The sequence below is a fragment of the bacterium genome (genome assembly GCA_040753555.1).
Lineage (GTDB): Bacteria > UBA9089 > UBA9088 > UBA9088 > UBA9088 > JBFLYE01.
Genome location: JBFMDZ010000001.1, coordinates 1 through 22,982 on the forward strand (window position 1 = coordinate 1; position 22,982 = coordinate 22,982).

The window sequence follows — 22,982 nt, forward strand, 5'->3', positions numbered from 1 at the left end:
AATTCACCTCCTTTTTAATTAAAATACTTTGACAACATTTTATCATTATTCTCATGAATTATTCCATTCTAAACAACTAAACTCTTAACTCTAAACATATTCTACTATTCTGCAAAAGGATTCAATATTTAGGCTTGCACCACCAACAAGGACGCCATCTATATTTTTCATCTTCATAATTGCATCAATATTATCGGGTTTTACCGAGCCTCCATAAAGAATCCTTATACCTTCTGCCAAATCCTTTGTATATAGATTGGATATTAGGCTTCTAATAAAAATATGCATCTTTTCTGCATCTTCTTCCTTGCAGGTATTTCCCGTTCCTATTGCCCAGACAGGCTCGTAGGCAATAATAAGTGGGAAGTGGGAAGTGGGAAGTGGGAAGTGGAAGATGTCTTTAAGGCCTAAGCGTATCTGGTTTTCTACAACCTCCGTTTCCTTTCCATTTTCCCTTTGCTCTTTTGTTTCTCCGACACAAAATATGGGACAAAGGTTATATTTTAATGCCTGTTTTATCTTCTTGTTTATTATTGTATCATCCTCTTTAAGAATTTGCCTCCTTTCAGAATGACCAATGATGACATATTTGCATCCAATGTCTGTAAGCTGGTTTGCAGAGATCTCTCCAGTATATGCCCCGTTTTCCTCATAAAAAAGATTCTGGGCTCCTAGTTTAATCTTTGAACCATCTAATATCTCTGATACCTTATAAAGTGCGGTAAGCGGTGGGCAAAGCACAATATCCCTATCGTTTATTCCACGAAGCTCTTTAACAATCCCAGATGCTAAAGCAATTGCTTCAGCTAGCCCCTTATTCATCTTCCAATTCCCTACAATTATCGGAGGTCTCATTTTTTCAAATATCCCTTAAGCGCAAGACCACATTTAAGATTTACCTCTATTATAAGGGGAATGCCATCTTCCCTTGAAAACCAAAGAACCACATCTTTAGCTATAATCTTAAATACAACCCTTTTTTCTCCTTCAAAATAAATGTTCCGAAGGCTTTCTACATCTACCTCTACATTTTCTATTTTTCCTAATGTTATTATAGAAAATTCCTCTTTATTTCCAACTTTAAGCTCTTTGTTTCTAAGAAGGTTAATAAGGGATGGAATATTAAATGTTTCTTTGGAAAGGTTTATCTGGCTTCTAATATCTCCTTCAATTATTGTTCCTTCTAATCTATCTTGAGAAAGATAGGTTGTAAGCTCTTTTTTCTCTTTTCCCTCTTCTATTTTTTCTCTAATGATAATGGGAAGGAGGGTTTCTTTATCAACGAGTGTTTCAATATGGTCATCTAGCTTATAAAATTTTGAAAAGAATTTATTTGTCTTTGTATCAGATATAACCATTATTCCACCACCCTCTTCCTTTGTTATTATCCTTTGTGTTCCTGCATTTATTCCTAATATCTTTACATTATAAACAAGCTCCTCACAAAGGGCAAGGGAAGAAATAAAAAGAAATAAAACAATCTTTTTCATATCTGTTCCTCAAATATTTGCTCAAATGCCACAAATGATGGATGTTTCTTTCCAACAAGCCTCCTTAAGGAATCTTTAATGTAAGAAATATTAAGAGAAGGATTTATATCCTTTATCCCAACAACATCATCTTTGTCCCTGCCTCTATTAGAAAGCAATTTTAGTATTATTAAATCCTCTACTTTAGCAAACCTTATGTTTCTATCCAAAAAAGAAAAGGTGGATGCATTTTCTATTACATTGTTAAAATAAGGAATGACAGGCAGAAGAATATCAATTCTTGCATCCTTATAATAAACCTCTAAAAGATACCCTTTTTTTAATTCATTTAGGATATATTCCATATCAAAGTTAAACCCCTTGTCTTTAAGCATCTCTAAGAATATAGAAATTTTTATCTTCTCTATATTGAGAATGATGTCTATGTCATATGTTGTGCGAGGTATGCCATATATCCCCGATGCTATTGCACCTATAATGGCATAATTTATATTCAACTCATCTAATATTGAAACAAATTTAAATAATGCATTGTCTAATGTTGTCGTCATTTCTCTATATTAAAGTCTTTATAAAGTTTTTAAATTTTTCCTTGTCAATTATAAGCCTTTTCTTTTCAAATTTACATTTTCTCTCTTTATCATTAACCTCTATTAATCTTCTTCCCATTAAATTGAGTTTAAGTATTATGTTAAATTTTTCCTCTGGTTTCATTTGTTTTGCCCATCTTATTTCTTCCTCATGCTTCTTCTTCCATAATGGGAGAGAGAGATAATCTTTCATCTTCATCTTTTATAATTCAATAATTGCATTTGCCGCCCTTTTGATTGCTCCAGATGGGCCAATTGCATCTTTGATATGGGAAAGCTTGAGTTTAATCTCTTTTCTTTTCTTTTCATCGTTTAAAATTAAAAGAGCCTCCTTTGCAATATTGGAAGGATTTGCATCGTTTTGTAGAAATTCTGGGACAATTTTTTCTCTTGCTATGATATTTGGAAGAGTGACATACTTGGTTTTAACAAATGTCTTTGCAAGGAAAAACGATATTCTATCCATCTTATAAATAACAACCATTGGTATTCCAAGTATTGCTCCCTCAAGGGTTGCTGTTCCAGATGATGTAATAAGCAGGTCTGATTGTGCAATGGTATTATATGAATGTGGAATAATAGAGATATTTAAGCCTTTAATATATTTTTCTATTTCCTCTTTTTTAACTCCCGTAGCAAGGATAAGAAAAAGCTCTATATCGCTAAGGGATTTTGCAACCTCTACCATTACAGGAAGATGCCTTTGTATCTCCCCTTCTCTACTTCCTGGAAGAAGTGAAATAATAGGTCTTTTTTTATTATCCCCCTCTTCTGCTCTTCTGCTCTTCTGCTCTTCTGCTCTTACAATATCAAGCAGGGGATGTCCGATAAAAAGGACATTTACACCCTCTTTTTTATAGAAATCCCTTTCAATTGGAAGGGTTGATAGGATAAGGTCTGCCTTTTTAACAATCTTTGCCCTATTCTTTCTCCAAGCCCATACTGTTGGTGGAAAAAGCCAGGCTGTTTTTATTTTAAGATTTACAAGATTTTTAAGAAGATAGAGGTTAAATTCAGCAAAATCTATCAAAACAACCTTATCTGGCTTTCTTTCCCTTATTACCTTTAAGACATTATTTAACAAAAAAATTGCCTTTGGAATTTTAAAGAGAGCATCCAATGCTCCAACAATATCAAGGCTAATTGGAAATAAAATCTCAACGCCGCTTTCTTCCATTAGCCTTCCACCCATTCCAAAAAGGCTAATATCTTCCCTTATTTTTTTTATTTCTCTTGCAAGACAGCCTCCATAGAGATCACCTGATGCCTCACCAGCGATAAGCATTATTTTCACTAATTTTTCCCTTTTTCAATCTTTGTAATATATGCCTTTGCATCTTTAATCAAATCATCCCTCTTGGGATAATTTTTTATTAGCCTTTTAAATTCAAAATATGCATCCTTATAATCACCAGAGGAATAAAGGATAACAGCTATTCTAAACAAAGAATCAGCCGCCCATTCTGAGTTAGGATAAACTTCTGATACCTTTCTAAAATAAACAATCGCCTCTTCCTTTGCATCGGGTAAGTATGTCCTTCCTATCCAATAATATACATCGGCTTTTTCGTCATCTGCAAGGTCTTCTAAAAGAAGCTTTTTATATTCCTCTCTGGCATCTTTTTTCTTTCCATCTAAATAATAGATTTGGGCAATTCTTTTTCTTATCTTCTTGCTTAACCCCTTTTCTTGCTCTTTTTCAAGGAAGAGATTGTAATAATTTATGGCAGACCCTGGTTTATTATCCTTTATAAATGCCTCTCCTATTTGATACAATGCTTCTTCCATCAAGGCTTTATCAGGAAGCTTTTCAACAAGCTTTTGATAAGAAGAAATTGCCTCCTTGTATTTTCCTTGATTATAAAAACACAAACCTATCCTAAGATATGCATCCTTTGATAGGCTATCTTCTGGAAATTCCATTTGTAACCTTAAATATGCTTCCCTTGCCTCGTCATATCTTCCTTCCTCAAAGTAAGTCCAGGCAAGCCAATAAATAGAAGAAGAAAAATATGGACTTTCCTTATAATTTGAGATAATTTTTGTAAAATATTTTCTGGCATCATCAAATTCTTCCCTTTTATAATAACACCATCCTATCTGATATATTGCCTCATCAATAAAAGGAGATTTTGGATATTGCTTTATAAGGGCCTGATAGTCTGAAATTGCTAAACCATAATCCTTAAGGTTAAATGATATATTTGCTGAATAAAACAATGCCCTTTCTCCCAATTCTTTATCAATTGTGGGAATTGTCTTATACACATTTCTTGCCTTCTTTGGATTTCCGAGTTTGTTATAAAGGAATGCGGTATTATAAAGAGAGGGAGCAAATAGCTCGCTCTTTGGATATTTTTCTATTAAAGAGGAAAAAGCATCTATTGCCTCCTTGTAATTTTTCTTTTTCATCCTACTGCCACCAATTTTATAAAGAATATCGGCGTTTTTAAAGAAATTTGGATATAAATTGACAAGGTGCAAAAGATATTCCTCATTATCAAGGGTTATTCCTACATTGTAAAGGCAGATAAGGGAAAGGCTTGTCTTTGGATATCCCTTTATCATTTTATCACAAGTTGCACAAGCTTCTGTTATACTTCCAATTTTAAGGTATAAAAGACAAAGCCTTAAAAATGCCTCCTCCCTAAAGCTACTTTTTGGATAATCGGCTATAATCTTCTCCCATCCATTAATCTTTTCATTGTCTTCTCCTATCTGGGTTATAAGGTATAAGCTTCTATCATCGCCTATTTTCTTTAATTCCTCTAATGCAAGGTCTATTTTAAAAAGTTTAAGGTAGGAAAATGGAAGGCTTGTTGAAGTTCCTGCTTTTTTATAAAAGGATGCCGCTTCATCAAATCTCCCAAGGTTATATAAGCTTTCAGCTTGTGCAAGATAAAGCTTGTTTGTTGGATTTAAAATTTTAGGAAAAATCCCTACTGTATCCTCAAATTTCTCCATATTAAAAAGGCAGGAAAATAGAAGGGTAAATGAGGAATCTGATGGGTATAGCTTAACAAGCTCCTTTGCATAAAACAAAGATTTCTCAAGGTCATTTCTTTCATAATAAATTCTTGCAAGGGAAGATAAGGAATTTCTTTTTAGGGAATCGTCCTTTGAGGCTTCAAAAACCTTTTTGTAATAGGAGATAGCCCTATCATAATCCTTTATTTCTTCAAATGACACTGCCAAAGAATAAAAGACGCTATCTTTCCAGGGAAGGTCTGGATAATCCTTTAAAAAAGAAGAAAATAGGGAAACAGCCCTGTCGTAATCCTTTATTTCAAGATAATATTGAATAATTCTAAAGATAGAATAAGAAGAAGATGGGTTATTTGGGTATTTTGAAAGGGCTTCGGAATAGAAAAGTAAAGCCTTTTCTTTTTCATCCATAAACCACAGGCAATCAGCAATCCTGTAATATACAATAGAAAGCCTTTCGGAATCCAAAGAGACATCTTTAAGAAAGGAATAATTTTTATATGCCAAGTTATAAGAAGAGAGAAAGAACAAGGATTCTGCTTTAAGGAAAAGGCTTTCTTCCTCTTGCTCATCTTTTAAATAAGCTGTTGTAAGGTGGAACAACCCACTTTTGTAGAATTCATAAGGAAGGTTTTTGGAATATATATTTAATGAAATGATAAAAAAAAGAAATATTTTTAACTTTTCTTTTTTAAAATTCATCTTACCTTATATTATAAATTCAAAACCTAAAAATTAAAAGAAAATATAAAACCAAGAAATAGGATAAACAAAGATAATAAAAAAATAATAGAAGGAAAAGAAATAGCAAGGATTGTTTTAGCAAGAGAAAGGAAATAGATATTTTTTATAAATTTAACCTTTAGAATAAAAACCCAAAGAAAAATAAGGATAATCCCAAGAAAAGATATAGGAAAAGCCCTGCCAATAATGGCAAAGGGTGTAAAAAATATCAGGGGAAATAAAGATATTGAAAGGGATAAAAATAGCTTTTTTACATTCCCATATCCTCCTATTGTCTCACAAGAAATATGAAGGATTGCTGATTGGAAAAAAAGCCAGAGGACAAAAAGGCTTAAGAATATCATCATATTAAAATGAAATGAAAAGATTATAGAAAAACCTACGCTTGTGCTTATAGAGGAAAGTAAAAGGATAAAGATTGGAATCCTTTTTCTATAAAAACAAAGGGAAAGACCATCCAGAGGGGATGTTATTAGCAAGAATCCAATGTTTAGGTCATTCATTTCTTATTTTCTCAATTATCTTTGTTGTTGACCAATCTTTAAGGTATTCAACAATCTTTACACATCCTGCAAATTCTTTTCCCTTTACTTTATCTTCTTTCCAATCACCACCCTTTACAAGGACATCTGGTTTTATCTTTCTTATAATATTTACAGGGTCTTTTTCATCAAACACAACAATATAATCAATAAGCCCTATTTCTGAAAGGACATTTATCCTTGCTTCTTGATTCATTATTGGTCTATTTGGCTTAATTTTTGAAACCGAAGAATCAGAATTAAGCCCAAGTATTAAACAATCGCCAAAGGATTTTGCCGTTTTCAAAAGATGGATATGTCCTGGGTGCAAAATATCAAAACAGCCATTTGTAAAGACAATTTTTTTTCCAGAATTCCTTAAATCTCTTACAATTTCTTTTAATTCAACAATGTCTTTAAGCTTCATTAACCTCTTTTTTAATCTCCTCTGGTAATCTTGAAATTAAATCCGGATATGTCTCAACAAGACGCATAATATCTGTCAAATCTTTTTTTCTTTTACTTGGTCTTCTTGTTTTATCTTGATATGCCCAAATCTTGCCTTGTAGAATATCCTCAACAGACGCAACAGGCATCTCGTATCCAAGAACATTCCTATAGGAAGCCTTTGTAATAAAGATTTGATATTTTGGGTCTCTTTGTATTTGAATGCGAAGGTCTGATGATGAGCTTGCGATATTTATACTATGGGTTTCTTTCTTAACATTAAATCTTTTTTTTAAGATCTCTACCAGACTATCAATCTTTGACAAGGAAATAACCACATCCAAATCAAGGCTGACTATGGGTTCAACATAGGCATTAACACCCAACCCACCAATAACACAAAAGGGTATTTTTTCTTTTTTAAGAATATCTATAAACCCTTGAAGAAAATCCCCTTTGGAATTACTAACCCTCTTTACAAACGCCCTTTTTGTCATAATTTAAATCTTTAACTATGAACTATGAACTCCTTCCTCCTTTATTCTTTCTAAAAGCTCCTCCCTCGTTACTACAGCTGTTCCAATCTTTCCTACAACAATCCCTGCAGCATAATTGGAAAGCCTTGCTGCATCAATTATATCAATACCTGCACTAAGTGCCAAGCTTAAAACAGCTACAACTGTATCACCCGCTCCTGTAACATCATAAACCTCCCTTGCATTGGTTGGAATATGAAAAACCTCTCCTGTATCTTTAAGAATTGACATTCCCTCCTCTCCCCTTGTAACAATTACCGCCTGACACTCTAGGCGCCTCATAATTGCGCTCATACATTGCTTTAGGCTTACTTCGTCCTTTACTATGATTCCTGTAAGGTCTTGTGCCTCAAAGTGATTTGGTGTGATTATTGAAACCCCCTTGTAATAGCCAAAATTCCCAATTTTGGGGTCAATAATTGTTATAACATCATGCTTTTTGGATAGAGGAATAAGCTCCTCAAGCAATTTTTGTCCAACCACACCCTTTCCATAATCTGAGATAACGATTGCCTTTACATCAAGGATTACCCTTTTGATATAGTCAAGTAGCTGGTTTATGATTTTCTCATCTATTGGCTCTTGCTTTTCCTTATCAATCCTTATCATTTGCTGGGATTTTACCACAATCCTTGTCTTTAGGGTGGTTGGTCTATGACAATCCAAAATAAGACCCTCTGTGCTTATCCCTTGGGAAAAAAGGGATGATATAAGCCTCTTTCCCTCAACATCATCGCCAATTACACCCCCAACATAGACATTTCCTCCTAAGCTATGGATATTTGCTACAACATTTGCTGCTCCACCTGGATGGAATGTCTCTCCTGTTATATTTACCACAGGAACAGGCGCCTCAGGGGAGATTCTCTTGACATCTCCCCAGATAAACTCATCAACCATTAAATCGCCTACAACCAAAACAGGCTTAAGGTTATTAAATACCCTTTCAAATATCTCATTCATATCTTTCCTCCTTTTTATTGCTCAAGGCTCTAGGGTCAAGGGAGAGGAAAATTACTTTTTTCCTTAAATTTTCTATATAAATTTCTTTTAACATTATTCTTGTTCTTCCTAAAACTTAAATTATCAATAAATATAACACAAGGAGGGTGAAACATTCAACCAAATTCTCACAATATTAGCTAAACATTCATTTTTATCACCCTGTATACCTTCAAGGAATACTTCTTATTCTTAACCTCAATAGGCTCTTTCCCTTCATATTCAATCTGGCGATAAACATTTTTCCATACCTCGTGGCTAATAAGAACCCCATCTTTATCTGCCTTGCCACATAATCTTGAGGCAGTATTCACCTTATCGCCTATAACCGTATAAGACATACAACGAGGTGAGCCAACATAGCCGTGAATTACCTTTCCACGATGGATACTAACTTTCATCCCTAGAGAAGTGTCCCACTCCTTTGTATGTGTTTAGCTCCTACATAAAAAGTATCAATCTTTATAAATCCTAAATTCAAAATCCAAAAACATCGGCCATTGTTTTGGTCATTTGGATTTTGTGCTTTGAATTTGTTTAGAATTTCGTGCTTATGTATTTAGAATTTTCCATATCTTCTTTCCTAACTTTAGGATACATTAAGCATTAGCTAAACACGTACCTCTATTTAATTCCTTATCCTCCTTGTTCACCCCATATTCTTCGTCATCAATCTCGCTGTAATTGACATAAAGGTGGTTTTTGTCTAAACACTCAAGTAAAAATCTGACGATAAACGATAGAATAGCTAAAAGTTCAGAATTAGAAAGTTTTTCTGGCCCATACTGCATTAGCTTTTCTCTAGGTCTATCAACCTTTGGTAATTCTTTAATTGTCTTTTTTACTTTGGTTTGCATAGTCATTTAGTCATTTTCGGATCTGGCGTAGCCCCTGATTTAATTTTAGTGATTGTGTACAAAGCAATACCGGCAAGTTTTGACAACTTGTCTTGAGAGATACCGCGCTTTGGTCGGTATTTCCTAATGTTTTTTGCGATGGTTGACATTTCCTTTGACTGGCATTACTATATGCTTGTTAAATTTTATATCAAAGCCAAATGAAAAGCCAAGAAGCTCTGTAAAGTAAAGAATGGGAAGGTTAAATTTTTCTTTGTATTTTTTCTCTATCTCCCTCTGTCTCAAATCAAGGTTTATCTGGCATAAGGGGCAGGCAACAACAATGCAATCTACCTCCCAATCCTTTGCATCACTTAATATCTCATAGCCCCTTTCTAAAACTATATCTGTCCTTGGGATAGAAAGGTCTCCACCACAGCATTCTGTCTTAAATCCCCAGGGCTTTGTGTTTAGCCCTATTGCAGACATAAGGGAATCCATAGATTCTGGGTTTTCTACATCATCAAATGCTATCTCTTTGGGCCTTGTAAGCAAACATCCATAATAACAGGCGCAGGAAAGATTTATTTCCCTTTTTATAAATTCCTTTATCTTTGAAATGCCAATATCCTGCATTAAAACATCAAGAAAATGCCGAACCCTTATTTTTTTATCTCTATTCGCTAATGCTAATCTGTTAAAACAGGCAGAGCAGACACAAATAAGCTCGGGATTTCCCATATCAATAGCAATGGATATGTTTTTAATAGCAAAAGAGGAATCAAGGACAGAATTTGCCCCACAGCAGACCCAGGAATTTAGCTCATTAAGCGTAATCCCCAATCTTTCTGCAACAAGCCTTGTGGATGTATCATAATCCCTTGCGGTTTCTTTAAGTGAGCATCCTGGAAAATAGGAATAATTCACAGCTTTGCAAACCTCCAAAAATGATACATCATAACTTTACCTCCCTAATTAATTTATACATTTTCTCAACATCTCCTACATTTTCATATATCTTTTTTTATTGGTTCTAATTCTGCTACAGAATAATAGTAAATTATATCTTGAATCAAATCCTCTAAAAGATTGACTGAAAATAAAGCATATCTGGTTTCATCTAATGGGCTTGATGTTAATGATGATTTATAAGAACCATCATTTTGATAAAACCCTTTAATTCTTCCAATTAACTCTTTGACTTTACTAATCAATTGAGTAAGTTCATTGAGTTTCAATTCAGTCTTGGAATAAAGAAAATCAATGCAATAGACAATTTTGGATATTTCTTCAAGTAAGATATTCTTATCCACATAGCTCAAAAGGTAAATAAGCCAAAGATTAACATTCTGGGGAATCTTGTTTAAATTATCCAGAATTAAGCAAATCTTAAAAAAGCTATCCAAATCTTTAGGAATTATCTTTACAATTTTATCTTCATCAATCACACTCTGAAGCAGAGACGAAAGTTTATCTTTGTTTATATCTATCAAGGTATGCTGAAAATTAAGGATAAAATTCTTGGCATCTATTTTCTGACAAAGGCTTTTTAAAGTAGGGTCTGGTTTAAGTAATCTTTCAAAATTAGCTTTAGGAACCCTAAAGGCATAGCTTCTCCATGCCTCTACCATTCCATATTCACCATTTTTAAGAACCCATTCGGGTTTAAAAATTGCATATTTTAATAAGGGTTTATGGATATATACAAAGAATTTATCTTCAATAGGTTCTCGCTTGTCGCCCTTCTTTTTAGCAACCTTGGATACTTTGAAATCATAAAACTCTAAATCCGCTTTTTGGGCATATTGAAACTCAAACTCTGCCTTTTCTCCTTCTATTTCTGCGATAAAATCAGGCTCTCTTGAGACCCCACCCTTTCTTAAAAACCATAAAAATTTATCCCCACCTGATTTATAAACTTTAATCTGTTTATTAGGATATAACCCTTTTACTTTACTTTCTAACCAATCTAATACCTCTAATTCAGCAATTGCTTTTTTCTTCATGTCCTTGCGGTATTCCAGGTAAGTGCGGGATTTTATATCGCTTCCTTGGGCATAAATTGTTTTTCCGTCTAATTTCATCTTTATCTTACCATAATTTCATTTGATAATTTTTTAAGAGCCTTAATGACTCAAAAGCAATCTCTGGGTTTATCTCATAGCCGACTCCATTTCGTTTTAAGTCTGCCGATGCCAAAAGAGTGGTTCCTGAACCCACAAAAGGGTCAAGGACAGTTTCACCAATATAACTCCATCCCTTGATTATTCTGTAAGGAAGTTCATAGGGAAAGGGAGCAACATGATTTCTTCTATCTCCACTTCCTTGTGGTTTCATTACCCAAACATCACTCTTTTTTATGGATAGCCAGAATTCTTTGTCTATTTTTGATTGCTCTTTTTGTTCCTTAGTCAGATGTCCGTATTTATTAAATCCCTTCTTTTCGCATTTTTCAAACTCAAGGATAAATTCGTGCATATTATTTATCAGAATACCTCCAGGATATGGATATGTCCCAAAATGAGCTCTAACAGCATTTGTCTTATGCCATACTATATCACGCTTAAAAATAAACCCTATTTTTTCACAGGTATCTATCGTTCTACCTACCAAATTTAGGGTTCTAAAGCCTCCATTTACCCTAATTGGGAGGTTCATTACATTTATAAATGCTTTTCTTCCAGGTTGTAAAACCCTATAAACCTCTTTCCATACCTCACTTATTTTCTCAAACCATTCATCAACACTATGAATATTACCAAGGTCATTTTCAATAGACTCTCTTGAATACATCTTTGTATCAAAATATGGAGGTGAAGTGACCATCAGATGGATACTATTATCCTCCAAATCGTCCATTTTCATAGAGTTTTTGACAAAAACCTTTTGGCTTGTCCCATTTATTTCCTCAATAACATTTATCTCATCAATATCTACCTTATTTGTTTGAACCTTATGTTTAAAATTTGCCTCATATTTTTCTAATTCCCTTAAATCAAAACGCATCTGTCCACTTGTTGCAATTTGTGTTTTAACAATTTGTTGATTGGCAAGATGATGGAGCATTTTAACAGATAGGCCTAAAAATTTAGCTGCTTCTATGGCTGAAAGATAGGTTCTATTCCTATAATCTTTTGCTTCCATTTTAATCATTCTTTTGTCCGTGCTGTTTCTTTAAGTGAGCAGCCGGGAAAATATGAGTATTTCATTCTAAAAGCCTCCAGAGTGCCTCGTATGAGGCATTGGATAAACGATGGGTTTCTATATCTTTTATTATTGCCTCAATTGCCCATTCTTTCTCTATCCCTAAATCAGCTATGGCAGAGATAGCATCGCCTCGCACCTCTGGGTCTTTTAATCCTTGCTTAATTGCCCCAATTGCCCAGCTATCCTTTATCCCTAATTTAGCTATGGCAGAGATAGCATAGCCTCGCACCCATTTATCTTTATCTTCTAAGCCTTGCTTGATTGCTTTAATTGCCCATTCATCCTTTATCCCTAATTTAGCTATGGTAGAGATAGCAGAGCGTCGCACCCATTCATCTTTATCCCTTAATCCTTCTTTGATTGCACTAATTGCCCATTCATCCTTTATCCCTAAATTAGCTATGGCAGAGATAGCAGGGCCTCGCACCAATAAATCTTTATCCCTTAATCCTTCTTTGATTGCACTAATTGCCCAGCCATCCTTTATCCCTAATTTAGCTATGGCAAGGATAGCAGAGTGTCGCACAAATTCATCTTCATCCCTTAATCCTTGCTTAATTGCCTCAATTGCCCATTCATCCTTTATCCCTAAATTAGCTATGGCAAGGACAAGGATAGCAGAGTGTCGCCTCCATTTATCTTTATCTTTTAATCCTCCTTTAATTGCTTTAATTGCCCATTCATCCTTTATCCCTAATTTAGCTATGGCAGAGATAGCATAGGTTCGCACCCATGAATATTCATCCCTTAATCCTTGCTTAATTGCCTCAATTGCCCATTCATCCTTTATCCCTAAATCAGCTATGGCAGAGATAGCAGAACCTTGTGATTTTGATAAAATCGCCTCCCTTATTCTCTCCCTAACCCTTTCTATACTTGAGGCATCTTTAAGTATTCTTGCTGCACGGCTACTTAATCCTCCTATTTTACCAAAGAGAAATTCTATAAGAGAGGAGGTTATCTCATCCACAAGCCCTATCTCTACATTTGCACTACTTGCTAAGCATCTTCCAGCAAGGAGAATATTTTTCTTTAAAATGCCTTCATTGATTTTATCGCCTTTTCCCTCTAATATTTTCTTAAGATAATCTGAGACCCTTTTTGTGCTTGCCTGGGTTATCCCCAATTCAGAGGAAACCAAGATAAATACCTCCTCCCAACGAGAGGAATAAGAAAATTCCTTTAAATATTCAAAATAAAGCTCACCCCTTACAAGCTCAATAGCACAGAGGTATTCCTCAAAGGATAAATGGGCAAACCCCCAAAAACCCCTTCCTTTTTCCTCCAATAATCCACTTGCCTCTTTAAGCCTTTCTAAAAAATTATTCAGGATTTCCTCTATTCTTTCTTTAGCTATACCTTTTTCAAGTAGCTTTTGTTTAATAAAATCCCTTAAATTATCCTCAGGGATTATACCGGCAGGGAATTCCTTGTGTAGCTTAAGGGCTAAGGGAGCAAGGATAGGAATTGCCTCTGTTCTAAAGTCTATTCTCTGTGCCTCAGGCTGGATAATGCTGATACTCCTTGCTTGATGCCAGGTTTCCACTAGGGTCTGAATCATTCGTTCAAAGAGCTGAATGCGGTAATTGGGTAGATGGGCTTCTGTTTTATGGATAAGAATGGTAAGGGTTAAGAGAAATGGGTTGGCAATAAAGGGAGAAAGCTGTGGCTCATTTAATACTTCTATAAGCTTTTCTGCCTCATCTTTAGCCATTCTTTCTCCATCTTCACCTTTACCCCTTAGCCCCTGCTCAATCGCAATCATCCATTTCCTTATCATTGGCTTTGCCTCTTCAAGGGTTAAATCCTCAATAAAATAAATATCCCTATTTTCAAAAGAAAGCCCGGGAAAGCCAATTATTCGGCTGGTAATTATAAATCTAGCCTTTGGATAAGCTTGGATAAAGGATTCTATTAAGCCTGCTATTTCCCTCCTTTCTCTATCAGAGGGCACCTCATCCATTCCATCAAAGAGAAATATTGCCCTCTCTATTTCCTCATCAATAAATCTTGAAATATCAATGCCAAGTATTTTGAAATATAGAATAATTGCCTCCTTTACCCCAATTTGCCTCTTATTTTCCTGCCATATCTGACAGAGATGGCCAACGGATATAGGAAAGGGGAAAAGGGGCTCGTCTAAGGAAAGCCTCTCCTTAATGTCTATCCTTCCACTTACACAGGATAAAGCAAGGTATTTTATCAAGGTGCTCTTTCCTGCCCCAGGAGAGCCAAGGATAACCGCATTCTTTCTTCTCTTTAATACCTCTACTAGGCTTAAGGCAGATAAGGCTGGCGCTCTCCTTACAATAATATCTTCTTTGGTAAGACTCTCTATATCCTTAAAATCTCTCATCCATATATCAACATACTCTGTCCTAAACTTAAGGGGTGAAAATATATCAAAGAGGTTAATAGATATAAGGTGTTCCTGTCTTAAACCACGAGGGATAATTTTTCCATACCTTTGCTTGATAAAATTAAGGTAGTCTCTCTTTGCCGGATAGGTATCTTGAGAAGGAGGGATAAACATATCTTCTTTATCAATCTTACGGGTCTTTGGATAGACAAATAAGGGTGATTTATCCTTAATAGTTGTTCCCAGAAAGCTAAATTCCTCCTTTTCTCTATCAGGAAGGCTTAACCATCCCTCCTCAGTTAAGACAAGGGAGTCTTTAGGGCAGGCACTTTCTGAATGTCCTGCGAGGTTAAACTGGTCTGATTGAATTTTCCCAAGCTCTTTTTTAAAATTAACCTTATCTACGCCAATGCCAATCCTGATGTGTGCCTCATATTCTAATGTCCTTCTAATTTCTTCAAGGAGCTTTTTTCCGGCACAAATGGCATTATAGAGGCCATCCTCTCCCAGGAAATAAACGGTTGCACCATCCCCTTGAAACTCAAATGGTGCACAATTAAATCCTGTTAGAGTATTTTCTACAAGGTCATGGTATGCTTTGATGTCATCTTTAAGATTAGTAGAACCTGCCAGATCAAACTTAAAGAGGGCAATGGTTACTAAATCTTTCTCTTTTATGCCTAATCTTTCATACCATTCCATATCTTTTGAAGACAAGCCTAAATTCTCCGCCTATAAGGCTTATCTCTGGCGAAGGCAAACCTGCCTTTTTCATTAGCCGAAACATTGTGGGAATGCCCAATCCAACATTATGAACCAATTTTAGCCTTAAAGCATGGGCAAAGATGATACGGTTTCTAACCGCATGGCATCCCAAATATAGCTCCTCAAGCCTTAATGTATTTAACAACCTGCCCGGGCTTAATACCTCTATCCTGTTATCAAAAACAAAAAGCCTGATTTGGGAGGGAAGATTATACTCCCGGTGAACCAATGCATTAACAAGCCCTTCCTGAATTGCCGATAATAGAGGATTGGGTTCTGAAGCAGGTTTAAGAATCTCCTCCATTATCCCAAGATGCCTTTTTACAAACCTTGTTGCCTCCCTTTCCTGCTCATCAATCCTTCCTTCAATCTCTATCCTTTCAAGATACTTATGGCCACCTTCAAGGTCTCCCTCTGGAAACCTGATTGCGGTAATCTTTGCATAGGGTAGCCTTTTCTGGGGCTCTTTGCCATAGCAGATAAGCCCGCCAAGTGTTAGGTCGTCTTCATAATTGCTTATTATTCCACAATCTTTTAGCCTTACCTTAGATGGTTCATCTACTATGCATAGCTCAGGCCAAGCCTTGCCAAGATAATCTAGGTCAAGAAAAGAGATTCCTGTATCTAAAACCGGTGCTTCATCAGGGTAAAAAGAGCCTGTAGATTGAAAGAGCCTCGCCAGCTCTTGTCTACTAATAATCCTTTTACTTGCTCCCACACGGATATAATAGACCCCTTTGTTTGTGCGGTATGGCCGGTCTAGCCCTTTAGGAATTCTAATCGCAAGGATGGTATGGCCATTTATCTTTAGCTTTTCCCAGGTAAGAAGCAAAGAGGGTTCTATATTATTTTGAGAAATATTTTCTATCAATTGTGTTGCCCTATCCATTGCTTTCTTTTCATCAAGTGTAGCAAGGGCTTCTCCCTTATCCGAAACACCAAGCAGGATAGTTCCACCCTCAGAGTTTGCCATAGCGACAATTTCAGCCGAGAGGTCATCGGGATGGGGAATGTCTGATTTAAACTCCCACTTAGAATCTTCACCTATTTCCAATTGATCTTCTATTTTACCCATTTCTTTGGAAACAAGGAAATCTTTCCCTTTTTAAACATAAGAAGACCAGCAAATATATCCTTAAATGGATTTCCCGATAAAAGATTATACTTAAGAATAAGGCCTAATTCAAATATCCTTCCATTTTTATTTATCTCATCCTTAAATGTCTTATGGAAGAGAAAGACATTTTTTAAAGCTGGCTTTATATTTTCTTGTTCTGATATGAGCCTTAATCTGCCCATAACACCTGCTAAATCTATTTCCTTTGGGCATCTAACACTACAGGTTTTGCAAAATGCACAAAGCCATATTGTCTTGCTTTTTAATGCAAAATCTATTTTATCAAGCTGAATAAACCTGATAAGCCGATTAGGTGTGTAATCCATAAATTGGGCAATCGGACACCCGGCACTACATTTCCCACATTGGTAGCACTTTGCCAGATCGCTCTTTATCGCCTCCATTGCGTTATTCTCTTAAGGCTTCTTGAGGCTCTTTTTCTTTTGCTTCGCTATTTAACTTTCCAGCTAATAGCTCTTCAATGGCGATGGGGATTATCTTTACTATGTCTGTTTCAGAACCAACCCATCTATTTAACTCCCTTGACCTTCTTGCGAGTAGGTTAACAAGGTGAAATTTGCTCTTTGCATGCTTTAGCATCTCATCATAGTTATATAGCATCATTTTCTCCTCCTTTTTTATTTAAAATAATTTCTTTTATCAAAGATATTGTTTTTTTTGGTGTTTCATTTACAATAATATGGTCATAATGCTTTCCTTCTTCCATTTCATATTCTGCCTTACAAAGCCGCTCTTTTATTTTTTCTTGTGAGTCTGTTCTTCTTGTTCTTAGCCTCCTTTCAAGCTCTGACATTGATGGTGGAAGAAGAAATATAAGGAGAGCATCTGGATATAGGGATTTTATGTTCTTTCCGCCAACAACATCTATATCAAGAAGTAAATCATAATCCTTTGCCTCATCTAGGGTATGGCGTGATGTTCCATAATAATCTCCAAATATCTTCACCCATTCAACAAATTCATCATCCTCTATCATCCTTTTAAACCTGTTAATATCTATAAACCTGTATTCCCATTTTTCTATTTCTTCCTCCCTTGGTTTTCTTGTGGTATAAGATACAGAAAATCTTAAATCAGGGAATTCTTCTAATAGCCCTCTGCAAATTGTTGTCTTTCCTGTTCCAGATGGTGCTGAGATAACAATAATCATCAATAATCAATCCCTACTAGAAAAAGCCCTTGTGAAGGAACAATCCAGGGAGCAAACCTTCTGTCTTTGGCAAGGATGATGGAAGATACATCATCTAAATTAAGAAGCCCGCTTCCAACCCTAATTAAGGTTGCCACAATACACCTAATCATATTATAAAGAAAGCTTACGCCTGCAATATCAAAAAATATAAGGTTTTCAGAAAAAATGCCCATTTTGGAAGAGATGACAATAGATTTTATCTCCCTTATACAATTTCTTCCATCTTGTCTTACAAACGAAGAGAAATCCTTTTTTCCAATAAAAACATTTGCTGCCTTTCTCATCATTTCTATATCAAGAAATTTTGGAAAAAAATAGCTATACCTTAAAAACATAGGTGATTTACAAGAATCATTTAGAACAATATACCTATACCTTTTTTCTTTACAATGCCTTGGATTAAATGAAAGCCCTACTTCGCTTATATCTTTTATAATTATATCATAAGGAAGAAAAGAATTCAAGGCATTTTTTATGTTTAAAATTGGAATATTAGAGATTGTTTTAAATGTTGCAACAAAAGCCAATGCATGCGCTCCTTTATCTATCCTTCCTGCACCTAGTATTTTTACCCTCTCCTTACAAACCTTAAATATAGCGCTCTCAAGCATTCCAGCAACCGTTGGCTTATCCTTCTGCCTTTGCCATCCATAATAATTTGTTCCATCATAGGCTATTGTAAGCTTGATGTTTCTAAATTTTTCCAATAGAGGTTATAAGCAAACTTGCCTCTTTGACACCATCTAATCCCAGAGCCTCGTTGATTTGGTCATCAAAAAATGCTCCAATTGCACAACATCCCAATCCCATAGAGGTAGTAGATAAATAGATATTTTCACTTATATGCCCTACTTCTAATAGGACATATCTGTATGCCCTATCCTTATATTTCCATTTGGTTCTCTCAAAGATGGCACTCATTATAAAACTTACAGCGCTTTTGTAAATTACATCCTGACCCAGGCAATATTCTGTAAATTCCTTTGCAAAATCACCCTTTTTTAATTCTTCCAAAGAATGGTCTTTCACAGAATAGTGGTATATTCCTTGGGGTATTTCACTTACGCGATTGATAAGGGGATAGATTTCTATTGGATAAAGTGCTCCAGCTGAAGGTGATGCTCTTAATCCAGCCTTGCTAGTTATACCATTCGCACAAAAGAGTAATAAAGAAAGCTCATCTAAAGAAATAGGCTCTAAAGAAAAATCCCTTAATGACCTTCTTTTCCTAATTGCCTCCTCAACACATAGCCCTTTATATTTAAAGGTATCTGGAAGTTTAATCTTTTTTGCCTTTGAATACCCTTTAAAGATAGGAGGTTCAATCATTCCATTCATTATATCATTTTATGGATAATTTTACAAATTTTTAACCAACTCCATTAGCCCTTTTGCATTCTTTATAGCATATGCTTCAAAGTCATTATTGAAATAGCAATGGACATCAATGCCATCCTTTAAAAATCCATTTATTTCATAAGCTAATTGCTTAAGCTCATCTAAAGAATAATCATAATTATACCAGCTAGTTGCTCCATGCATCCTGATGTAGACAAAAGGGCTGGTTGCTACAATATGTGTTTCAATCTTTGGCGCACTTACAATGCAGGAGGCAATATTGTTTTCCCCTAAAAGGCTAAATGTTTCATTATCAAACCAGGAATTATTCCGAAACTCAATGCAATAAGAAAAATTATTGGGAAGCTCCTTAATAAAGCCTTTAAGCCTTGGAATATCCTTTTTAAGCGATGGTGGAAGCTGGAATAAAACAATAGATAATTTTTCTTTTAGCCCTTTTATCCTATCTAAAAATATCTTAAGGGCTTCACTACAATTAACAAGCTTTAATAGATGGGTAATTCTACGAGAAGCCTTAAGGACAAACTTAAAATTCTTTGGGCTTCTTCTATACCATCCCTTTATCATGCCCTCAAATGGAAGGCGATAGAATGAGCTATTTATCTCTACGCTTTGAAAATGCTCGCTATAGAATGAAAGCATCTCCTCCCTAGCAAGGGAAGGAGGATAAAAATTTCCATACCAATGCTCATAGCTAAAACCCGATGTCCCAATAAAAACATTAGGCATATTTACTTTTCTCGTATATGTTTAGGTGGCTAAAATTCATTTACCTTAATAGACTCTTTAGACTCTACAGGCTTTCCTTAAATATTAGCTAAACACATACAAAAAGTTCAAGCGTAGTTTGGGTAACCCAAGGCCAACCCTGGTTCACCCATGCCTACACCTCTCCTTTAAGTGCTTTTGCCAAATACATTTGTGAAAATGATTCATTATTTTTCTTTGCCATTTTAATCCTATCCTATTAAAAAATCTTTAGTAAGATATTCTTCAGAAACTTTCTTTTCTGCGGGTAAATATATTCTCACTTGAATATCTAATTTTGATAAATACTTACACATTAAAGCTCCAACATCTTGCCACTTTAAATTCCCAAGTCCACAGCCAAGTGCAGGCAAAGCCAGAGACTTTATCCCTTCTTTCTTATAGTTATCAACTATCCAATTCAACCCTTTTTCAATCCCTTTGATATCTCCACCTTCTTTCCAATGTTGTTTAGTTGGAAAAAGTAAAAACCATGTCGCACCATTTCCATTTTTTAAGGTAGATGGCTCATCAGCTAATTGATAATCAAGAGAACCTTCTCGCTTGTAAAGATATGGTTTCCCCATTTGTAATGTATGATTTCTGCATACATATTGATATTGAACATAGACATCGGGAAACTGCCATTTTGCACGAGAGGCAAGACCTTTTCCCATAATACCAATGCAATTAACACTAATTGTAAGTGTTTGCATTCTTGAAAAGAACATATCTCCGTCTGTTACATATAACAATGGGGTAATTTCTATCTCACGAGAAGGTTTGAAAAATATATTTGGTTGGGGAACAACAGATATAGGGAACGATGATAAAAATTCTTTTATTTTATTAGCAATATTATGATCTGCCACATAAATCGTATGAATATATTCTGGTAAAACCATTTCTGGAACAAGACACTCTGCCATTATTTTCCTTTTATCGCCGCTTTCTTCAGTCCACCATTCTTTTTCAAGTATTTTTGTTAATTCATTTAGTAGTGCCTGCTTTCCTTCTTTAGCTGGAAGTATCTCTGTAGCAAAACTAGCTGCATTACCGGTTGAGATAAAAATATCATCACGGTTCAAAATGTCTTTCTTAACCGCAATAACTACAATATCTTCAATGGGTTTTTCGCATATAACCCTATATAACATAGGATTTCGTGGTTGAAAATATAGGTTTGCAAAATCCCACAAATTTTTACCATTTAATAAAATTTTATTACGACGACTTGCTATAATTTCTTTATCATAAATTGGTGTATAGTTGATTCGGCGTTCTTCCACCTGATGATGAGATAAAATGCCATAGTTTAATATGGAAGACAAATTATCAATATGTGTGATATAATATAAATGTTTGATTGACGCCATTTTTCCTCCTAAATTTCCAATATTACACCCGCATCATTGCCAAATATGTCCACCACCCGCACAGCAATGGTTCTATTCTTTCTCTTATCCAGTGTTTCTGTTGCGATGATTGGGACTGTCTTTGCCTTTTTGCCATTTTCCCTGAATACCTGCCACTAGCTTTTGAAGGTGCAGCCATCGTAATCCCAGTCAATTGCCCAGTAATCTATTAAAACAGCGAAATTGTCCTTTGCCACCTTCATTAAAGCATTATAAGTTTCTTGCTCTCTGGCTGATGTTCGGCTAACCGTAATGTCCATTAAGGCATATGTAAATAAGATTTATCTTGCCTTCATATCCTTGAGCAAGGAGGGCTTGCATTGCCAGAAGATTATCGCCCCAGATAAGCCTATTCATCTTTTGCTTATCAATCTCTTCTTCACCCAATAAACCATCAGTGAAAGATATAAGAATCTGTCTTTTATACTGCGGGTTTGGAATAACCACCTCTGCTGTCTGGAATTCTATATCCTTTGGATTAGGTGCCCTTCTTGGCTTTGTATCCCAAACCAGCCTTGCACTATCCTTTTTCCTCTGATTATTGCCATTAGCCATCCTTATCTCTCTAATATTTCCTTCCAATAGGGGTCAAATCTCTCTTTAGCAGATTGTAATGAGGGAAATTGTTTTTCGCAGACATCGCTAAAGCGTGCTAGGACGCGGCGGTTGATTTTTTCCTGATTTTCAAAAATAGCTGTAGCAACAAAGGGAACTCCAAATTTCTCATATTGAAGACAGGTTATGGTAGCATCCCGACATCTATCATTATTTAAAACAGCAAAAACAAAAAGTGGCCGTTTTGCTCCATTAATCCGACAATCAACGATATATTTTTTTGCTACATCGTGTTGGAGATCGCTATAATTAAATACTCGCCTATCCTCTGGTATCTTTTCCTCTAAAAGGGCTTTAAAATCTTCAAGGAATGCTCCTCGCACACCCTCTTTTGTCCAATAAGAAATGTCTGTTATCTTAATTAGCCCTTGAATAAAACTATAAAGGGCATCACCATAATTTTCATTTTCAATATAAGCCCTTAACTCACCTTCAATATTTTTGATTTTGTAAGACCCAAGAACTGTATCTATAATTTTAGCCCGTCTTCCTTTTTCAATATCAATTTCATCATAACTTATATGCATAAAAGTATGCCCCTCATCGCTTAAATACCAATGTCCATTTTCTTGCTTTAAGAGAATGGGCAGGTGGTCTCCATCATCAAACATAAAGGGAGTAAACACGATATACCTGTCTATCCCTTCGCTTTCAAGACTAATTTTTTCGCAAACCTTTTGACGAAATATTTGGACGATAGTTTCAGGTATCATAGAAAATCACCTCCATTAAAAAGTTCAATTTGTTTATTTTCTGGCTTTTTAAAATTATTATCTTTAAGAAAACAATTTAGTCCAGAATGAAAATCTTGATATGTTGTAACTGGTAATATTTTTGGTTCCTTAAGCAATTCTTCTATCTCTTTATCTTTTAAAATTCTCATTAAACCGCACTCTCCAAACCACCTCTCTGGTCTGGAATTCTATATCCTTATTATAACATCCTTTAAATTTATTATCAAGGATGAGCCGTTTTCTCTCTGAATAATGAAAGAAGCTGATAGGTTAGTTCCGCAAGCCTTATAGGTTTGAATT

28 protein-coding genes and 1 pseudogene are annotated in these 22,982 nt (G+C 35.3%); all 29 read right to left on the minus strand.

What is annotated here, in order from left to right:
- Positions 1–90: 90 nt before the first annotated feature.
- The 29 genes and pseudogenes from tpiA to AB1630_00145 all read right to left on the minus strand — a co-directional run bounded on the left by tpiA (position 91) and on the right by AB1630_00145 (position 22,831).
- Positions 91–855 (minus strand): triose-phosphate isomerase, encoded by a 765-nt coding sequence (gene tpiA, locus AB1630_00005; GenBank protein MEW6102196.1) that lies wholly within the window; start codon positions 853–855, stop codon positions 91–93.
- Complete coding sequence (locus AB1630_00010) at positions 852–1,490, minus strand: DUF3108 domain-containing protein (GenBank protein ID MEW6102197.1); 639 nt, start codon at positions 1,488–1,490, stop codon at positions 852–854. The genes tpiA and AB1630_00010 overlap by 4 nt, the downstream gene beginning before the upstream one ends.
- Complete coding sequence (locus AB1630_00015) at positions 1,487–2,041, minus strand: nucleotidyltransferase (GenBank protein MEW6102198.1); 555 nt, start codon at positions 2,039–2,041, stop codon at positions 1,487–1,489. Before AB1630_00015 ends, AB1630_00010 begins: the two co-directional genes overlap by 4 nt.
- A 4-nt stretch (positions 2,042–2,045) precedes the next feature.
- Positions 2,046–2,279, minus strand: coding sequence for a hypothetical protein (locus AB1630_00020; protein MEW6102199.1), 234 nt, complete (start codon positions 2,277–2,279; stop codon positions 2,046–2,048).
- A gap of 3 nt (positions 2,280–2,282) precedes the next feature.
- On the minus strand, positions 2,283–3,365 hold the full coding sequence (gene lpxB / locus AB1630_00025) for a lipid-A-disaccharide synthase (protein ID MEW6102200.1): 1,083 nt from the start codon (positions 3,363–3,365) through the stop codon (positions 2,283–2,285).
- A gap of 8 nt (positions 3,366–3,373) precedes the next feature.
- Positions 3,374–5,767 (minus strand): tetratricopeptide repeat protein, encoded by a 2,394-nt coding sequence (locus AB1630_00030; GenBank protein ID MEW6102201.1) that lies wholly within the window; start codon positions 5,765–5,767, stop codon positions 3,374–3,376.
- A 26-nt stretch (positions 5,768–5,793) separates the two neighbouring features.
- Positions 5,794–6,312 carry a hypothetical protein gene (locus AB1630_00035; GenBank protein MEW6102202.1) on the minus strand — a complete coding sequence of 173 codons (519 nt, stop codon included), beginning with the start codon at positions 6,310–6,312 and terminating at the stop codon, positions 5,794–5,796.
- The gene (locus AB1630_00040; GenBank protein ID MEW6102203.1) at positions 6,305–6,757 is read right to left on the minus strand and encodes an adenylyltransferase/cytidyltransferase family protein; all 453 of its coding nucleotides are present in this window, start codon (positions 6,755–6,757) and stop codon (positions 6,305–6,307) included. Before AB1630_00040 ends, AB1630_00035 begins: the two co-directional genes overlap by 8 nt.
- Positions 6,747–7,274 (minus strand): nucleotidyl transferase AbiEii/AbiGii toxin family protein, encoded by a 528-nt coding sequence (locus AB1630_00045; GenBank protein MEW6102204.1) that lies wholly within the window; start codon positions 7,272–7,274, stop codon positions 6,747–6,749. Before AB1630_00045 ends, AB1630_00040 begins: the two co-directional genes overlap by 11 nt.
- Positions 7,275–7,289: 15 nt before the next feature.
- The gene (gene rfaE1, locus AB1630_00050; protein MEW6102205.1) at positions 7,290–8,276 is read right to left on the minus strand and encodes a D-glycero-beta-D-manno-heptose-7-phosphate kinase; all 987 of its coding nucleotides are present in this window, start codon (positions 8,274–8,276) and stop codon (positions 7,290–7,292) included.
- A 179-nt stretch (positions 8,277–8,455) separates the two neighbouring features.
- Positions 8,456–8,719 (minus strand): annotated as a pseudogene (locus AB1630_00055) (adenylate/guanylate cyclase domain-containing protein).
- A gap of 195 nt (positions 8,720–8,914) precedes the next feature.
- Positions 8,915–9,172 carry a UPF0758 domain-containing protein gene (locus AB1630_00060; protein ID MEW6102206.1) on the minus strand — a complete coding sequence of 86 codons (258 nt, stop codon included), beginning with the start codon at positions 9,170–9,172 and terminating at the stop codon, positions 8,915–8,917.
- A gap of 2 nt (positions 9,173–9,174) precedes the next feature.
- Positions 9,175–9,321, minus strand: coding sequence for a helix-turn-helix domain-containing protein (locus tag AB1630_00065; GenBank protein MEW6102207.1), 147 nt, complete (start codon positions 9,319–9,321; stop codon positions 9,175–9,177).
- On the minus strand, positions 9,296–10,078 hold the full coding sequence (locus AB1630_00070) for a CoB--CoM heterodisulfide reductase iron-sulfur subunit B family protein (protein ID MEW6102208.1): 783 nt from the start codon (positions 10,076–10,078) through the stop codon (positions 9,296–9,298). The genes AB1630_00065 and AB1630_00070 overlap by 26 nt, the downstream gene beginning before the upstream one ends.
- A gap of 83 nt (positions 10,079–10,161) precedes the next feature.
- The gene (locus AB1630_00075) at positions 10,162–11,157 is read right to left on the minus strand and encodes a hypothetical protein (GenBank protein ID MEW6102209.1); all 996 of its coding nucleotides are present in this window, start codon (positions 11,155–11,157) and stop codon (positions 10,162–10,164) included.
- An 85-nt stretch (positions 11,158–11,242) separates the two neighbouring features.
- Positions 11,243–12,295, minus strand: coding sequence for a site-specific DNA-methyltransferase (locus AB1630_00080; GenBank protein MEW6102210.1), 1,053 nt, complete (start codon positions 12,293–12,295; stop codon positions 11,243–11,245).
- 61 nt (positions 12,296–12,356) lie between these two features.
- Entirely contained in the window at positions 12,357–15,419 is a 3,063-nt protein-coding gene (locus AB1630_00085) for a HEAT repeat domain-containing protein (protein ID MEW6102211.1), read from the minus strand.
- Positions 15,406–16,557 (minus strand): RNA-binding domain-containing protein, encoded by a 1,152-nt coding sequence (locus AB1630_00090; protein ID MEW6102212.1) that lies wholly within the window; start codon positions 16,555–16,557, stop codon positions 15,406–15,408. Before AB1630_00090 ends, AB1630_00085 begins: the two co-directional genes overlap by 14 nt.
- Entirely contained in the window at positions 16,545–17,003 is a 459-nt protein-coding gene (locus AB1630_00095; protein ID MEW6102213.1) for a 4Fe-4S dicluster domain-containing protein, read from the minus strand. Before AB1630_00095 ends, AB1630_00090 begins: the two co-directional genes overlap by 13 nt.
- Positions 17,004–17,007: 4 nt before the next feature.
- Positions 17,008–17,223, minus strand: a complete 216-nt coding sequence (locus tag AB1630_00100) for a DNA-directed RNA polymerase subunit omega (protein MEW6102214.1) — start codon at positions 17,221–17,223, stop codon at positions 17,008–17,010.
- Positions 17,210–17,770: a guanylate kinase gene (gene gmk, locus AB1630_00105; protein ID MEW6102215.1), complete on the minus strand. Its 561-nt coding sequence runs from the start codon at positions 17,768–17,770 to the stop codon at positions 17,210–17,212. Before gmk ends, AB1630_00100 begins: the two co-directional genes overlap by 14 nt.
- Positions 17,770–18,519 carry a tRNA pseudouridine(38-40) synthase TruA gene (truA, locus tag AB1630_00110; GenBank protein MEW6102216.1) on the minus strand — a complete coding sequence of 250 codons (750 nt, stop codon included), beginning with the start codon at positions 18,517–18,519 and terminating at the stop codon, positions 17,770–17,772. The genes gmk and truA overlap by 1 nt, the downstream gene beginning before the upstream one ends.
- A complete protein-coding gene (locus AB1630_00115) occupies positions 18,506–19,150 on the minus strand; it encodes a SagB/ThcOx family dehydrogenase (protein MEW6102217.1) in 645 nt (214 codons plus the stop codon). Before AB1630_00115 ends, truA begins: the two co-directional genes overlap by 14 nt.
- Positions 19,151–19,171: 21 nt before the next feature.
- Positions 19,172–19,900 carry a DUF72 domain-containing protein gene (locus tag AB1630_00120; GenBank protein ID MEW6102218.1) on the minus strand — a complete coding sequence of 243 codons (729 nt, stop codon included), beginning with the start codon at positions 19,898–19,900 and terminating at the stop codon, positions 19,172–19,174.
- A gap of 230 nt (positions 19,901–20,130) precedes the next feature.
- Positions 20,131–21,294, minus strand: a complete 1,164-nt coding sequence (locus AB1630_00125; protein MEW6102219.1) for a DarT ssDNA thymidine ADP-ribosyltransferase family protein — start codon at positions 21,292–21,294, stop codon at positions 20,131–20,133.
- 155 nt (positions 21,295–21,449) lie between these two features.
- Complete coding sequence (locus AB1630_00130; GenBank protein MEW6102220.1) at positions 21,450–21,593, minus strand: hypothetical protein; 144 nt, start codon at positions 21,591–21,593, stop codon at positions 21,450–21,452.
- Positions 21,577–21,915, minus strand: a complete 339-nt coding sequence (locus AB1630_00135) for a hypothetical protein (GenBank protein MEW6102221.1) — start codon at positions 21,913–21,915, stop codon at positions 21,577–21,579. Before AB1630_00135 ends, AB1630_00130 begins: the two co-directional genes overlap by 17 nt.
- Positions 21,891–22,661 carry a DUF1828 domain-containing protein gene (locus AB1630_00140; GenBank protein ID MEW6102222.1) on the minus strand — a complete coding sequence of 257 codons (771 nt, stop codon included), beginning with the start codon at positions 22,659–22,661 and terminating at the stop codon, positions 21,891–21,893. The genes AB1630_00135 and AB1630_00140 overlap by 25 nt, the downstream gene beginning before the upstream one ends.
- The gene (locus tag AB1630_00145) at positions 22,658–22,831 is read right to left on the minus strand and encodes a hypothetical protein (GenBank protein MEW6102223.1); all 174 of its coding nucleotides are present in this window, start codon (positions 22,829–22,831) and stop codon (positions 22,658–22,660) included. The genes AB1630_00140 and AB1630_00145 overlap by 4 nt, the downstream gene beginning before the upstream one ends.
- Positions 22,832–22,982: the final 151 nt, after the last annotated feature.

Excerpts from the sequence above, each read along its gene's own strand:
- AB1630_00045 (MEW6102204.1), bottom strand. The coding sequence starts at position 7,274 with ATGACAAAAAGGGCGTTTGTAAAGAGGGTTAGTAATTCCAAAGGGGAT.
- AB1630_00030 (MEW6102201.1), bottom strand. The coding sequence starts at position 5,767 with ATGAATTTTAAAAAAGAAAAGTTAAAAATATTTCTTTTTTTTATCATT.
- AB1630_00020 (MEW6102199.1), bottom strand. The coding sequence starts at position 2,279 with ATGAAGATGAAAGATTATCTCTCTCTCCCATTATGGAAGAAGAAGCAT.
- AB1630_00065 (MEW6102207.1), bottom strand. The coding sequence starts at position 9,321 with ATGTCAACCATCGCAAAAAACATTAGGAAATACCGACCAAAGCGCGGT.
- rfaE1 (MEW6102205.1), bottom strand. The coding sequence starts at position 8,276 with ATGAATGAGATATTTGAAAGGGTATTTAATAACCTTAAGCCTGTTTTG.
- AB1630_00100 (MEW6102214.1), bottom strand. The coding sequence starts at position 17,223 with ATGATGCTATATAACTATGATGAGATGCTAAAGCATGCAAAGAGCAAA.
- AB1630_00140 (MEW6102222.1), bottom strand. The coding sequence starts at position 22,661 with ATGATACCTGAAACTATCGTCCAAATATTTCGTCAAAAGGTTTGCGAA.
- tpiA (MEW6102196.1), bottom strand. The coding sequence starts at position 855 with ATGAGACCTCCGATAATTGTAGGGAATTGGAAGATGAATAAGGGGCTA.
- gmk (MEW6102215.1), bottom strand. The coding sequence starts at position 17,770 with ATGATTATTGTTATCTCAGCACCATCTGGAACAGGAAAGACAACAATT.
- AB1630_00015 (MEW6102198.1), bottom strand. The coding sequence starts at position 2,041 with ATGACGACAACATTAGACAATGCATTATTTAAATTTGTTTCAATATTA.
- AB1630_00125 (MEW6102219.1), bottom strand. The coding sequence starts at position 21,294 with ATGGCGTCAATCAAACATTTATATTATATCACACATATTGATAATTTG.
- AB1630_00075 (MEW6102209.1), bottom strand. The coding sequence starts at position 11,157 with ATGAAGAAAAAAGCAATTGCTGAATTAGAGGTATTAGATTGGTTAGAA.
- AB1630_00095 (MEW6102213.1), bottom strand. The coding sequence starts at position 17,003 with ATGGAGGCGATAAAGAGCGATCTGGCAAAGTGCTACCAATGTGGGAAA.
- AB1630_00120 (MEW6102218.1), bottom strand. The coding sequence starts at position 19,900 with ATGCCTAATGTTTTTATTGGGACATCGGGTTTTAGCTATGAGCATTGG.
- AB1630_00085 (MEW6102211.1), bottom strand. The coding sequence starts at position 15,419 with ATGGAATGGTATGAAAGATTAGGCATAAAAGAGAAAGATTTAGTAACC.
- lpxB (MEW6102200.1), bottom strand. The coding sequence starts at position 3,365 with ATGCTTATCGCTGGTGAGGCATCAGGTGATCTCTATGGAGGCTGTCTT.
- AB1630_00145 (MEW6102223.1), bottom strand. The coding sequence starts at position 22,831 with ATGAGAATTTTAAAAGATAAAGAGATAGAAGAATTGCTTAAGGAACCA.
- AB1630_00010 (MEW6102197.1), bottom strand. The coding sequence starts at position 1,490 with ATGAAAAAGATTGTTTTATTTCTTTTTATTTCTTCCCTTGCCCTTTGT.
- AB1630_00130 (MEW6102220.1), bottom strand. The coding sequence starts at position 21,593 with ATGGACATTACGGTTAGCCGAACATCAGCCAGAGAGCAAGAAACTTAT.
- AB1630_00115 (MEW6102217.1), bottom strand. The coding sequence starts at position 19,150 with ATGAATGGAATGATTGAACCTCCTATCTTTAAAGGGTATTCAAAGGCA.
- AB1630_00080 (MEW6102210.1), bottom strand. The coding sequence starts at position 12,295 with ATGGAAGCAAAAGATTATAGGAATAGAACCTATCTTTCAGCCATAGAA.
- AB1630_00035 (MEW6102202.1), bottom strand. The coding sequence starts at position 6,312 with ATGAATGACCTAAACATTGGATTCTTGCTAATAACATCCCCTCTGGAT.
- AB1630_00060 (MEW6102206.1), bottom strand. The coding sequence starts at position 9,172 with ATGCAAACCAAAGTAAAAAAGACAATTAAAGAATTACCAAAGGTTGAT.
- AB1630_00090 (MEW6102212.1), bottom strand. The coding sequence starts at position 16,557 with ATGGGTAAAATAGAAGATCAATTGGAAATAGGTGAAGATTCTAAGTGG.
- AB1630_00040 (MEW6102203.1), bottom strand. The coding sequence starts at position 6,757 with ATGAAGCTTAAAGACATTGTTGAATTAAAAGAAATTGTAAGAGATTTA.